Origin of the sequence: Natronoflexus pectinivorans (genome assembly GCF_004345615.1) — a bacterium.
GTDB lineage: Bacteria > Bacteroidota > Bacteroidia > Bacteroidales > Marinilabiliaceae > Natronoflexus > Natronoflexus pectinivorans.
Genome location: NZ_SLWK01000015.1, coordinates 1 through 13,143, shown reverse-complemented (window position 1 = coordinate 13,143; position 13,143 = coordinate 1). Strand labels below are relative to the sequence as shown.

General features: G+C 38.7%; 12 protein-coding genes. 10 read left to right on the top strand and 2 right to left on the bottom strand.

Features of this window, described 5'->3' with window-relative positions; all coding sequences use genetic code 11:
• Positions 1 to 68: 68 nt before the first annotated feature.
• Together EV194_RS14665 and EV194_RS14660 are read right to left on the bottom strand one after the other, a co-directional pair.
• Positions 69 to 1,016, bottom strand: a complete 948-nt coding sequence (locus tag EV194_RS14665) for a UDP-glucuronic acid decarboxylase family protein (protein ID WP_132434911.1) — start codon at positions 1,014 to 1,016, stop codon at positions 69 to 71.
• A 17-nt stretch (positions 1,017 to 1,033) separates the two neighbouring features.
• Entirely contained in the window at positions 1,034 to 2,362 is a 1,329-nt protein-coding gene (locus EV194_RS14660) for a UDP-glucose dehydrogenase family protein (protein ID WP_132434909.1), read from the bottom strand.
• 295 nt (positions 2,363 to 2,657) lie between these two features.
• On the opposite strand from EV194_RS14660, the gene rpsA reads away from it, so the two are divergent.
• The 10 genes from rpsA (at position 2,658) to EV194_RS14610 (ending at position 12,934) form a co-directional block, all read left to right on the top strand.
• The gene (gene rpsA, locus EV194_RS14655) at positions 2,658 to 4,544 is read left to right on the top strand and encodes a 30S ribosomal protein S1 (protein WP_132434907.1); all 1,887 of its coding nucleotides are present in this window, start codon (positions 2,658 to 2,660) and stop codon (positions 4,542 to 4,544) included.
• A gap of 27 nt (positions 4,545 to 4,571) precedes the next feature.
• Positions 4,572 to 4,928 carry an STAS domain-containing protein gene (locus tag EV194_RS14650; RefSeq protein ID WP_079557891.1) on the top strand — a complete coding sequence of 119 codons (357 nt, stop codon included), beginning with the start codon at positions 4,572 to 4,574 and terminating at the stop codon, positions 4,926 to 4,928.
• Between the two features lie 16 nt (positions 4,929 to 4,944).
• Positions 4,945 to 5,874 carry a ribonuclease Z gene (locus tag EV194_RS14645; protein ID WP_132434905.1) on the top strand — a complete coding sequence of 310 codons (930 nt, stop codon included), beginning with the start codon at positions 4,945 to 4,947 and terminating at the stop codon, positions 5,872 to 5,874.
• 78 nt (positions 5,875 to 5,952) lie between these two features.
• The gene (gene guaA, locus EV194_RS14640) at positions 5,953 to 7,482 is read left to right on the top strand and encodes a glutamine-hydrolyzing GMP synthase (protein ID WP_132434903.1); all 1,530 of its coding nucleotides are present in this window, start codon (positions 5,953 to 5,955) and stop codon (positions 7,480 to 7,482) included.
• Positions 7,483 to 7,874: 392 nt separating this feature from the next.
• Positions 7,875 to 9,452: a S41 family peptidase gene (locus EV194_RS14635; RefSeq protein WP_243699424.1), complete on the top strand. Its 1,578-nt coding sequence runs from the start codon at positions 7,875 to 7,877 to the stop codon at positions 9,450 to 9,452.
• Positions 9,453 to 9,686: 234 nt separating this feature from the next.
• Complete coding sequence (gene pnuC, locus EV194_RS14630; RefSeq protein ID WP_132434899.1) at positions 9,687 to 10,286, top strand: nicotinamide riboside transporter PnuC; 600 nt, start codon at positions 9,687 to 9,689, stop codon at positions 10,284 to 10,286.
• A 23-nt stretch (positions 10,287 to 10,309) separates the two neighbouring features.
• Entirely contained in the window at positions 10,310 to 10,846 is a 537-nt protein-coding gene (locus EV194_RS14625; protein WP_132434897.1) for an AAA family ATPase, read from the top strand.
• Entirely contained in the window at positions 10,843 to 11,769 is a 927-nt protein-coding gene (epsC, locus tag EV194_RS14620; protein WP_132434895.1) for a serine O-acetyltransferase EpsC, read from the top strand. Before EV194_RS14625 ends, epsC begins: the two co-directional genes overlap by 4 nt.
• 217 nt (positions 11,770 to 11,986) lie before the next feature.
• The gene (locus EV194_RS14615; protein ID WP_132434893.1) at positions 11,987 to 12,535 is read left to right on the top strand and encodes a SiaB family protein kinase; all 549 of its coding nucleotides are present in this window, start codon (positions 11,987 to 11,989) and stop codon (positions 12,533 to 12,535) included.
• 18 nt (positions 12,536 to 12,553) lie between these two features.
• Positions 12,554 to 12,934 (top strand): DUF1987 domain-containing protein, encoded by a 381-nt coding sequence (locus tag EV194_RS14610; RefSeq protein WP_132434891.1) that lies wholly within the window; start codon positions 12,554 to 12,556, stop codon positions 12,932 to 12,934.
• Positions 12,935 to 13,143 lie beyond the last annotated feature (209 nt).

Here is a 13,143-nt window from a genome sequence, read left to right as displayed (position 1 = left end):
TCATCGCAATTATAAAATTCTTTAGAAACAAAATTTTACTAGTTTCTAAATCTTACTCAAAACTGACTTCACAATTCCTTTGTTAAGAGTTTATCAAAATATGTAACCGTTTTTTCCAATCCTTTGCGTAATTGAATAACCGGTTGCCAATTGTTTAGTTCCTTTTCTGCAAGAGAAATGTCCGGTTGCCTTTGGGAAGGGTCATCTTCAGGAAGAGGCAAATATTTAATGGTTGATTTTGATCCGGTGATGTCAATGATCTCGTTAGCCAGCTGAATCATTGAGAATTCATTTGGGTTTCCAAGGTTCACAGGCCCTGTAAAGGATTTCTTACTCTTCATCATGCGAATCATTCCTTCCAAGAGATCATCTACATATTGGAAACTTCGGGTTTGTGATCCATCTCCAAAAATGGTGATGGATTCACCCTTTAAAGCTTGCACAATAAAATTGGAGACGACCCTTCCGTCGTTGGGATGCATGCGGGGGCCGTAGGTATTAAATATCCTAACAATTTTAATATCTACATTGTTTTGCCGGTGATAATTCAGAAACAGACTCTCAGCGCATCTCTTTCCTTCATCATAACAAGATCGAACGCCAATTGGATTTACATTGCCCCAGTATGATTCTGGTTGGGGATGTTCCAGTGGGTCTCCATAAACCTCACTGGTTGAGGCCTGAAGAATTCTTGCTTTAATGCGTTTGGCAAGTCCCAGCATATTAATGGCACCCATCACCGATGTTTTTATGGTTTTGATGGAATTGTATTGGTAATGAACCGGAGAGGCAGGACATGCCAGGTTATAAATTTCATCCACTTCTACAAAATAGGGATGAGTTACATCATGTCTGATCAGTTCAAAATAGGGATTTTCCAGAAGATGAACAATGTTGGATTTGCTACCTGTGAAATAATTGTCCAGACAAATCACTTCATTACCTTCTTTCAAAAGTCGTTCACACAAATGAGAGCCGATAAACCCGGCTCCTCCGGTTATTAATATTCTTTTCACCAGGAAATTGTTTAAATTTATTCTCTGATTGACTTTCGGCCAATCCCGTAATAGTCAAAACCGTTCTCGTTTATTTCCATCGGGTCATATATATTGCGGCCGTCAAATATTACTTTGCTCTTCATTAGTTTCTCCATCACTTTAAAATTCGGCATTCTGAACTCAGGCCATTCGGTCACCAGTAAAAGAGCATCTGCTTCAATGAGAACGTCGTATGGATCTTTTCCATAAGTGATTTCATCACCAAAAATGGTTTGAGCTTCATGGGTTGCCACTGGATCGTATGCATTTACCTTAGCACCTGCATCCAACAGATGACGAATGATAACACGCGAAGGAGCCTCGCGCATGTCGTCGGTATTGGGCTTAAATGCCAACCCCCAAATGGCAAAGGTTTTACCTTTTAAATCATCTTTGAAGTGATTTTTAACCTTATTTACCAAAACTTTCTTCTGATCATCGTTGATGGCTTCAACTGCCTGGAGAAGCCGCAACGGGTAGTTGTTCTTTTCTGCAGTTTTTATGATGGCTTTCACATCTTTCGGGAAGCAGCTACCACCATAACCAGCCCCGGCATAAATAAACTTATTGCCAATTCTTGAATCGGTTCCAATACCTTTTCGAACCATGTTGATATCAGCACCAACCAATTCACATAAATTGGCTATGTCGTTGATGAAACTGATTTTTGTTGCCAGCATGGCATTTGCTGCATATTTGGTAAGCTCAGCCGATGGAATATCCATAAACAAAATCGGATGGTTGTTTAGCACAAAAGGCTTATATAACTTGCTCATTATAGATTGAGCCTTTTCATTTTCAACCCCTACGACTATACGGTCTGGTTTCAGAAAATCCTCAATGGCGTTTCCCTCTTTTAAAAATTCAGGATTGGATGCCACATCAAAAGGAATTTGAGCACCGCGTTTTTCCAGTTCATCTCTGATGGCGGCTTTAACTTTTACTGAAGTCCCTATGGGTACTGTGCTTTTTGTTACCACAACCAGGTGGTGGGTCATGTTTTTCCCGATTTCTCTCGCAACGTTCAGCACATGGCTCAGGTCTGCACTACCGTCTTCCCCGGGAGGAGTTCCTACTGCGATGAATACAACATCTGTTTGGTCAATGCTATCTTTTAAGCTGGTGGTGAATGAAAGTCTTTGTTTTTCCAGGTTCTTTTTTACCAATGTTTCCAGACCCGGTTCATATATAGGAATAATTGCCTGTTTCAGGTTTTTGATTTTATTCTCATCAATATCAACACATGTTACGTTGATACCTGTTTCTGCGAAACAGGTTCCGGTTACTAAGCCAACGTAACCTGTTCCTACAATGGAAATCTTCATTTGATCTTATTTTTAATTAGTTATTGGGGGTTAATTAGTGTCTATTTCTTTTTAATCATTATTGAAATTTTCCCAAAAATAGCCATTTTTCAAAGAGCATGAAATTAAAATTTAGAATTTTATCTTTTATTATTTGTTAAGTAGGTGTAAAACCATCAGGTTTTACACAATTTAATGAATTTAACAGCATATTTTTATGAAATCTAATATATATATCAAAGGAAAAGTGGTACTTTTGCAGCAATTTTGATAAATAACATATTGTCTAACCAATTAGTTTTGTAATTAAATTTTAATGGCAGAATTAGAAGAAAACGGCCAGAACCAAGAGGTTCAGTCCGAAATTAAAGAAGAGCAGAAGGTGCAGCCTGCTGCTGAAAAAGTTGCAACTGAAAGTGCAGATGACAACTTTGACTGGGATAGTTTTGAAGCCGACGACATGTCGTTGGAAGGTGCCAAAAAGGAAGACCTGGAAAAACTTTACGACGAAACCCTTTCCACCATTTCTGAAAAAGAAGTGATTGATGGTACAGTTATCGCTATGAACAAGCGTGAGGTAGTCATCAACATCGGCTTCAAGTCTGACGGTATTGTAAGTCGCAACGAATTTCGTTACAACCCCGATCTGAAAGTTGGAGATCAGGTTGAGGTTTATGTAGAAAGTCAGGAAGACAAAAAAGGCCAGCTGGTTCTTTCGCACAAAAAAGCAAGAGCATTACGCTCATGGGATCGCGTGAATGAAGCTCTGGAAAAAGACGAAGTAATTAAAGGATACATCAAGTGCCGCACCAAAGGTGGTATGATTGTAGATGTATTTGGAATTGAAGCTTTCCTTCCGGGTTCGCAAATCGATGTGAAACCTATTCGTGACTACGACGTATTTGTAGGAAAAACCATGGAGTTCAAGGTTGTGAAAATCAATCCTGAGTTCAAAAACGTGGTTGTATCGCACAAGGCTCTGATTGAAGCTGAATTAGAGCAACAGAAGAAAGAGATTATCTCTAAACTGGAAAAAGGGCAGGTTCTTGAAGGAACAGTTAAGAACATCACCTCTTATGGAGTATTCATTGACCTTGGTGGTGTTGATGGACTTATCCACATCACTGACCTGTCATGGGGACGTGTTTCTCATCCTGAAGAGATTGTACAGTTGGATCAAAAACTTAATGTGGTTATTCTCGACTTTGATGATGAGAAAAAACGCATCGCACTTGGTCTTAAGCAGCTAACTTCTCATCCTTGGGATTCATTGAACCAGGAACTTAAAGTTGGTGACATCGTAAAAGGTAAAGTGGTAGTAATGGCAGATTATGGTGCTTTCGTTGAGATTGCTCCAGGTGTTGAAGGTCTTATCCACGTTTCTGAAATGTCATGGTCACAGCATCTTCGCAGTGCTCAGGACTTCCTGAAAGTGGGTGACGAGGTTGAAGCTACTGTTTTAACCCTGGATCGCGACGAGCGCAAAATGTCGCTTGGTATTAAGCAACTTAAGCCAGATCCATGGGATAACATTGAAGAAAAATACCCAATGGGTAGCAAACATTCAGCAAAAGTTCGTAACTTCACTAACTTCGGAGTTTTCGTAGAAATTGAAGAAGGAATTGACGGGTTGATTCATATTTCTGACCTTTCATGGACGAAGAAAGTGAAGCATCCGGCTGAGTTCACTGCCATTGGCGAAGAAATTGAAGTAGTTGTACTTGAAATTGATAAGGAAAACAGACGTTTGAGCTTAGGCCACAAGCAGTTGGAAGAGAATCCATGGGATGTGTTCGAAACTATTTTCACTGTTGATTCAATTCATGAGGGTACAATAGTTGACATTTTCGATAAAGGTGCCGTTATTGCATTACCATACGGAGTGGAAGGATTTGCTACTCCTCGTCACCTTGTTAAAGAAGATGGATCGCAGGCCAAAGCCGAAGAAAAACTTCAATTTAAGGTAATTGAATTTAATAAGGGAGCAAAACGCATCATTCTATCTCACTCTCGTATTTTCGAAGATGAGAAGAGATCTGAAGAGCAAACAGCTAAGAAAGAGCAGGTAAAAGCTGCTGAAACCACCAAGAAAAACGTGAAGAAACTTAAGGACAACCTTGAAAAAACCACGCTTGGTGATATTTCCGAACTGGCTGCTTTAAAGGATCAGATGGAAGCTGATGAAAAAAAGCCCCGGGAATAGAATTATTTAATTAACTGTTAAATCAACATGGATTTTAAGATCGACAAACTGGATGACTTCATCCTGGTGAAGGTTCAAAAGGAGAAGCTTGACACAACTGTTGCCCCCGGCCTGAAGTCAGAACTTGTTCTGCTGGCTGGAAACAATGAAAAGAATATTCTTTTGGATTTAAGTAAATGTACTTATTGTGACTCATCCGGTTTGAGTGCCATATTGGTTGCCAACAGATTATGCAAAAATAGTGATGGGGTATTTGTGTTGGCTGGTTTGCAGCCTGCCGTTGAAAGATTGATTTCCGTTTCACAATTAAACACGGTCATCAATATTGCTCCCACTGCTGAAGATGGCATTGAAGTAATGCGTAAATCTTTGCAGTCAAAATAGTTAAGGAGATTCTTTGATGCAATTTTCTGTAACAATTTTAGGAAGCAATTCAGCATTACCCACATCAGAAAGATTCCCAACCGCTCAGGTGCTCAATGCATCTGAGCGGTTTTTTTTAATCGATTGTGGCGAAGGCACACAACTTCAACTGCGACGAAACAAGATTCGGTTTAACCGAATCAATCACATTTTTATTTCTCATCTGCATGGGGATCATTGCTTTGGTTTGATTGGATTAATTTCCACATTCAGCCTTCTTGGACGTAAACCTGATTTGCATATTTATGGTCACGCTGATCTTCATAAGGTATTTAAGCCACAAATTGACTATTTCTGTAGAGACATCTCTTTCAAGGTGGTATTTCATGCCATTGATCCCCATCAACAGGAAATTATTTACGATGATGACAAGATTAGTGTGGAAACCATTCCCATGAAACACCGCATTCCTACATGTGGCTTTCTTTTCAGGGAAAAGCCGCGCGACAAACATGTGATCCGTGATATGCTTGATTTTTATCAAGTACCTTTAAAATCAATAGCGCTCATTAAAAAAGGTGAAGACTTTACTACCATTGAGGGTGAAGTGGTTCCGAATGAAAAGCTCACCAAACCTGCTGCTCCACCCAGAAGCTATGCTTTTTGCTCCGATACTGCCTATAATGAAAAGATTATTGACCAGATAAGGGGAGTTGATTTAATGTATCATGAAGCTACTTTTCTTGATGACAAGGAATCTCTTGCTAAATCTACTTTTCACAGCACAGCCAAACAGGCTGCACTGCTTGCCCTTAAAGCGGAAGTTAAAAAATTAATAATAGGTCATTTCAGTACCCGGTATTTCGATTTGGATCCCTTTCAGCAACAAGCACAATCAGTTTTTCCAAATACTCAACTTGCAAAAGAGGGTAGGGTTTTTGAAATTCCGTACATTCCAAACCTATAGAATCATATAATTTGATTGATTCTCATTATATTTGCGACACCATTCAGAAAATAAAAATCAATATTAAGATATACACAAATGCAGAACAAAATCATCATTCTTGATTTCGGATCACAATACACACAGTTGATTGCCCGACGCGTAAGAGAACATAACGTATATTGTGAAATCCATCCTTATCATCATGTACCTGAGTTGGATGAAACGGTAAAGGGGGTCATATTATCCGGAAGTCCATCCAGTGTTCGCGATGAAAATGCCCCAATTCCCCAGTTAAACCATATCATTGGAAAACTGCCCGTTTTAGGTGTTTGTTACGGTGCACAATACCTTGCCCAATCATACGGCGGAGTGGTTGAAGCCTCTGATTCACGGGAGTATGGACGTGCCAATCTTGAATTTGTAGATAATAAGAGTAAACTTTTTCTAGAAGTTGAAGACAGTAGTCAGGTTTGGATGTCACATGGTGATACCATCATGCAGTTGCCCGATGGATTTGAAATCATTGCAAGTACAAAGGATGTTAAAGTTGCGGGATATCATGTTGCTGAAAAAAATATTTACGGCATACAATTTCATCCTGAGGTTTATCATACCATCCAGGGGACTCAGATTTTGTATAATTTTTTAATTGATATCTGCGGGTGTATCCAGGATTGGAGTCCTGCTTCTTTTGTAGAAAGCACCATAGATTCGCTGAAAAGTCAACTTGGAAACGATAAAGTAGTTTTAGGACTTTCCGGTGGGGTTGACAGTTCGGTGGCAGCCATTCTGTTACATAGAGCCATAGGCAACAATTTGACTTGTATTTTTGTGGATCAGGGATTGCTGCGCAAAAATGAGTACGAAAATGTGCTTGAATCCTATAAACATATGGGATTGAATGTGATTGGTGTAAATGCAAAAGACCTTTTCCTTGGAGAGTTAAAGGGTGTGAGTGATCCGGAGACCAAAAGAAAGATCATCGGACGTCTTTTTATCGAGGTGTTTGATGGTGAGGCAAAAAAGATTAAAGATGTTAAGTGGCTCGCTCAGGGGACTATTTACCCTGATGTCATTGAGTCTGTTTCAGTCAATGGTCCTTCGGTCACCATAAAGTCTCACCATAATGTTGGAGGTTTGCCCGAGAAAATGAATCTGAAAGTAGTTGAGCCGTTAAGACTATTATTTAAAGACGAAGTTCGCAGGGTTGGCCACGAAATGAAGATTTCCCCTACCATACTTGGACGTCATCCATTCCCGGGTCCCGGCTTGGCCATACGTATTTTAGGTGATATCACACCTGAAAAGGTTACGCTTCTTCAGGAGGTGGATCATATATTCATTGAAGGATTAAAGTCTAATGGATTGTACGATAAAGTGTGGCAAGCCGGAGCCATGTTGTTGCCTGTTCAATCGGTTGGTGTTATGGGTGATGAGCGAACGTACGAGAGTGTGGTAGCACTCAGAGCTGTGCAGTCCACAGATGGAATGACTGCTGACTGGGTTCATTTGCCATATGAGTTTTTAAGTCGCATATCCAACGAAATCATCAACAAAGTAAGAGGGGTTAACAGGGTCGTGTATGATATCAGTTCAAAACCACCGGCTACCATCGAATGGGAATAATCTTAGTATGATATTTTATTGAAAACCGGAATTTAAGATTCCGGTTTTTTGTTAAAAAAAAATAAACTTTTTTCATCCGGATAAAAATGAACGATCTATTTGGAAGTATGTAACTTTCATTGTATTAGATTTGTATAAAATTTTTCCATCGCGATAAGCGAAGAAACCATAAAAGCATCTTAATATTTGACATAACCGAAAGAGGTAATGCAACGTAAACACATATGGTGTATAATCTGTTCTTATTTAAAACCATAATAAAATTCCTTATCTGATGGAACTCTCTTTTATTTCTAAAGGGTTAAATGAATTAATGATTATGGTTTAATTTTTGCTTGACTATATGCAGAGAGAACGATTTGTGAATTGGATAATATAATAAATCAGGTATGATGAAGTTTCGTTTATTGTTTATTTTCTTATTACCGTTAACGCTGTTAACGGCACAACGCAACGACCCGGCTTTTAACAATATTCAAATTGCATGGCAATTGATTACCAATTTCTATGTAGATACAGTTGATAGTGACGCGCTTGCTCGTGAAGCAATTGAATCCATGCTTCGTAAACTGGATCCTCATTCGGTTTTGATTCCAGCCGACGAAGTAAAGGCTATGAATGAGCCTTTAGATGGTAATTTTGAAGGAGTTGGTATTGAGTTTTCCATTATGAACGATACACTTGTGGTGATCACACCCATTGTAGGGGGGCCATCTGAAGAGGTTGGAATAAGAAGCGGTGACCGTATTGTGGCCATTGATGGTAAAAATGTGGCTTCCATTGGATTACAAAATTCTGATGTTTTCTCCATGTTGAGAGGACAAAAAGGTACGCGGGTTACCGTCTCAATATACAGAAAAGGCACACCCGGCATACTCGAATTTACTGTTACGCGCGACAGAATTCCTATATATAGCCTGGATGCATCTTATATGGCTACCCCGGAAACAGGTTACATCAAACTCAGCAGGTTTGCAGCCACAACTCACGAAGAATTTACTAAAGCTTTGCGGGAATTAAAGCAACAGGGAATGCAGAACCTGATACTTGATTTGCGTGGAAATGGAGGAGGATACCTCAAAGCTGCACTGGATATAGCCGATGAGTTCCTGGATGCAAATAAAATGCTGCTATACACTGAAGGAAATTCAGTGCCTCGAAGAGAACACAATTCCAGCCGTGGTGGACTTTGGAGAAAAGGTGAATTATTGATCATGATTGATGAAGGTTCTGCCTCTGCAAGTGAAATTGTCGCCGGCGCCGTGCAGGACTGGGACAGGGGAGTGGTTATTGGTCGTCGCAGTTTCGGCAAGGGTTTGGTTCAGCGTCCCTTTAGTCTGCCCGATGGCTCTGAGATTCGTTTAACCATTGCCAACTATTATACCCCTTCTGGTAGAAGCATTCAAAAGCCATTCAATAATGGCGTAAAGGAGTACCGTTCCGAAATTGGTCTTCGTCATTTAAACGGGGAACTGACCAATGGTGATTCCATTCAGTTTGAAGGTGAAGAGGTTTACAGAACGCTTGTTAGCGGTCGTGTAGTGTATGGAGGTGGTGGAATCATTCCCGACCTGTTTGTCCCATTGGATACCACTATGTATTCTGATTACTACAGACGTATTGTTGCCAGTGGCACGCTCAACAGAGTTACAATGGAATACATGGATAATAACCGCCGGAGATTCAATGATAAATTTCCCGATTTTCATAAGTTTAATGAAACATTTGTAATTCCCGATGAATTAATTAGCAAATTAATTGAAGAGGGTGAAAATGCAGGAATATCTCATGATAGCGAAGGAATGGATGTATCAGGTCAATTAATCAGGACTCAGATTAAAGCATTAATTGCAAGGGATTTATGGGGAACAAGTGAATATTACAGGGTGTTAAATCCGCTTATTTCTGTGTATCATAAGGCCATTAAGTTAATTGAAAACCGCGATTTATTTGTTGAATTATTGAATTGATATCATTGGAATTATCAGCTAATTATAAAACAGTGAAAAGGTTGCTCCCACGAGCAACCTTTTTGTATTTATAATCATATGCAATTGATCGTTATTATTCCTGTTTGAAAGAAAGATAATAAGAACTGTTTTACTAATTTTAGCGCAAACATCAAACAAACTCTTGTTTGCGCTGCAAAAAATGAATTAAAAAAATAAACCCTACCGGGTATTTGAAACACCTAAACTGATTAAATGGTTAACTGGATCGTAACTCATTGGATGGAACTTGCAGGCACGCTCTTTGCTCTGATATACCTCTATCTGTCAATTCGGGAGAATATTTGGCTATGGCTATTTGGGTTTCTGACCTCATTTTTATATCTGATAATTTTTTTCCAATCTCGCTTATATGCCGATATGGGTTTGCAATTTTACTATTTAATTATCAGTGTTTATGGCTGGTTTCACTGGATGGGGAGTAGAAATGGCAACAAGCCTATTGAAACAAACCTGGCAACAACCTCGATAGGAGAAAAACAGGCTGTATTACTTTTTATAGCTACTGCTGTAATAATGCTGATTATATATGTCGCATTGAAAACATTACCTCAAATGTTGGCAATTCCCGAATCGGAATTGCCGGTTGCAGATGCTTTTACAACTGCTGCGGGAATTGTTGCAACATGGATGCTTGCCCGTAAAATTCTTGAGAACTGGTTGATTTGGATTGTTGCCAATACGGTATCCTTTGGAATGTATATTTATAAGGATCTGTATGTTACTTCGTTCCTTTTTCTGGTTTATACCATTATGGCAGTGGTTGGATATTATCAATGGAAACGTAATATGTGAATTCAATAAAACCCAACAATAAGATGTTATCAATTGTTATTTCCGGTCCGGAAGCGTCCGGCAAGTCAACACTCTCTAATCAATTGGCTGATGCATTTAATGGATTGGCAATTCCCGAGTATGCAAGAGATTATGTCAGTCGTCTAAATCGGAAGTATACATTTAGTGATGTTGAAACAATTGCGCGCAGACAAATTTTTATCTATAAAAAATTACAAAACAGGTATAGAGAGAATAATCTTCCGGTTTTTTTTGATACCTTTCTGATTATAACAAAGATTTGGTTTCAAGATGTATTTGGCTGCTGTCCCGTTTGGCTTCATGAAGAAATTTTGCAAACGAAACCTGATCTTGTTCTATTATGTTCTCCCGATCTCGAGTGGAACGATGATGGAGTCAGGGAGAATGGAACCCGAAGAGATTATTTTTATAACTGTTATGCCGAATCGTTGGAATACTATAAAATTCCATGGTTTAAAGTATATGGACAGGGTAATGATCGAAAAGATCTCGCAATTAAGATAGTAAACAGTTTTTTAACAAAACCTCAAATAAAATGAGCACAAACACTTATCCCGAAGCACTGAGGACAACCATAAAAGCTTTATCAAACGAGAACTCATATAAATCGGTATGTCACCATCACTATCCCGATCAGCCAATGCCATCCATGCAGGTAATGGAAGAAATTGTAGATTTGGTTAGGGAGATTATTTTTCCCGGTTATTTTGGCGGTTCTCCGGCGCGTCCCGCAAGCATCGAATACTACATTGGCGTAAACGTTGAGTTACTGTATGAGAAACTGCGTCAGCAGATATTTGCCGGCCTCTGTTTTGGATGTGATGATGCGGACAGGTTTGAAATTGCTGCTGGTAAAAAGCAAGCTGCTGAAATGGCCATTCAGTTTATCTCTCAATTGCCTGAGATCAGATATTTAATGTCTACTGATGTAGAAGCTGCCTATCTGGGTGATCCGGCGGCCAAAAGCAGAGCTGAGGTGATATTTTGCTACCCGGCCATCAGAGCTGTTACTAATTACCGAATTGCACATGCTTTACTTGAACTTGGGGTGCCGTTAATTCCCCGTGCAATATCCGAAATGGCACATTCTGAAACCGGTATAGATATTCATCCACGAGCAAAAATTGGTCATAGTTTTACAATTGATCACGGTACCGGGGTTGTTATTGGCGCTACTTCTATAATTGGGAATCACGTGAAAATATACCAAGGGGTTACATTGGGTGCTAAAAGTTTTCCTTTGGATGAAAATGGAAATCCCATTAAAGGCATTCCACGTCACCCAATTGTTGAAGATAACGTCGTAATATACTCTCAGGCAACAATTCTTGGAAGAATCACAATTGGTGCCAACTCCGTTATTGGAGGAAACGTATGGATAACTTCAAATGTTCCTCCAAATAGCAAAGTTATTCAGGAAAAATGGCGTTCGACAGGCTTTGTTGGAGGTGATGGAATTTAGTACCAATTGACTCTATACGACGATTTTTTGTTAACATAAATTCACTTTTTATCAAAGAAAACTGTTTTTTCATCTGTTATATTTTTGGTTTTGCCAAAAAAATGGTGATTTTTGATTAAAAATTCCTAGTGAAATAGTAATATTACGTGGGAATTAAGGCACGGAAGTACATAAAATTTTTATCTTTGTTAATAGATTAACGGATACCAAACTAGTGATGGGGTTTGATTTAGATAAATGGATAGCACAAAAAATGCAAGGTGAAGTCATCCTTAAATATGTAGGGGATGTCTCTTCCGACAAAATAACGGATGCATTGGATAGCATTGAATCCTACTTGAATTTGAAGAATGAAAAGAATAAAACAAGGAAAAAAGTTTACAATGTTTTTGTTGAGTGCATTCAGAATTTATTTCACCATGTAGATGTACCTCCCGTCACTGCAAAAGTTGATTCGGTTCCGAAGTTTGGTGTGATAATACTCGCAAGAGATAATTCCTTTTATCGCATTTCAACCGGAAATTTTGTGCTTATAGATAAAATAAGTATTATTAAAGACAGAATTGACCAGGTGAATTCCCTGTCAGACGAAGAAGTCAGATCAATTTACAGAGATATATTAGGAAATGAAGAGATTACATTGAAAGGAGGAGGAGGGTTAGGCATGTTGGATATAGTTAGAAAAACCGGAAACAAATTGGAATATATGCTTTATCCACATGACGATGAATACCTGTTTTTTTCCTTAGATGTTTATATTAGCTAAATAACACGGTTGAACAATATGGAAACAATTATTCGCGAAGGGAGTCCTAAGACTCCTTATGTTCGATTAGATGGAGAAAAAGGATTAATCGAAATCAAAGGTCGATCCATTCCCGAGAATTCAGTTGAGTTTTATAAGCCTCTTATTGATTGGCTTGATTCATATGGAAATCAACCTTTTGATTCTACAAGCGTGAATGTTCAACTTGAATATTTTAATACAAGTTCTTCAAAGTGTATTCTTGATATTTTTAAGAAACTTGAACTGATTTACAAAAAAGGAAGTAAAGTACACATAAATTGGTATTACGAGGAGGATGATGAGGACATGTTTGAGGCTGGCGAGGATTACCAGTCGATTATAAACATTCCTTTTACCATGATTGAGATGGAAGAGTAACGGGCTATTTCTGTTTCTGGGGAATTCTGAAAAAGGAATAACTAATTGATATTTATATAAAACCATGCAACGTATGTTGCATGGTTTTCTTTTAACCCTTAAAGTCAGATTTTTCCTGAGTTCCTCACTGGGACACCCAAATTAAAATTCAAATAATTTTGCGAGTTGATTTTGTTCTTCACTTAGTAGTAAAGTTTCTTTGTAGGTGT

Excerpts from the sequence above, each read along its gene's own strand:
- EV194_RS14635 (WP_243699424.1), top strand. The coding sequence starts at position 7,875 with ATGAAGTTTCGTTTATTGTTTATTTTCTTATTACCGTTAACGCTGTTA.
- EV194_RS14625 (WP_132434897.1), top strand. The coding sequence starts at position 10,310 with ATGTTATCAATTGTTATTTCCGGTCCGGAAGCGTCCGGCAAGTCAACA.
- EV194_RS14615 (WP_132434893.1), top strand. The coding sequence starts at position 11,987 with ATGGGGTTTGATTTAGATAAATGGATAGCACAAAAAATGCAAGGTGAA.
- EV194_RS14610 (WP_132434891.1), top strand. The coding sequence starts at position 12,554 with ATGGAAACAATTATTCGCGAAGGGAGTCCTAAGACTCCTTATGTTCGA.
- pnuC (WP_132434899.1), top strand. The coding sequence starts at position 9,687 with ATGGTTAACTGGATCGTAACTCATTGGATGGAACTTGCAGGCACGCTC.
- epsC (WP_132434895.1), top strand. The coding sequence starts at position 10,843 with ATGAGCACAAACACTTATCCCGAAGCACTGAGGACAACCATAAAAGCT.
- guaA (WP_132434903.1), top strand. The coding sequence starts at position 5,953 with ATGCAGAACAAAATCATCATTCTTGATTTCGGATCACAATACACACAG.
- EV194_RS14650 (WP_079557891.1), top strand. The coding sequence starts at position 4,572 with ATGGATTTTAAGATCGACAAACTGGATGACTTCATCCTGGTGAAGGTT.
- EV194_RS14660 (WP_132434909.1), bottom strand. The coding sequence starts at position 2,362 with ATGAAGATTTCCATTGTAGGAACAGGTTACGTTGGCTTAGTAACCGGA.
- EV194_RS14645 (WP_132434905.1), top strand. The coding sequence starts at position 4,945 with ATGCAATTTTCTGTAACAATTTTAGGAAGCAATTCAGCATTACCCACA.
- rpsA (WP_132434907.1), top strand. The coding sequence starts at position 2,658 with ATGGCAGAATTAGAAGAAAACGGCCAGAACCAAGAGGTTCAGTCCGAA.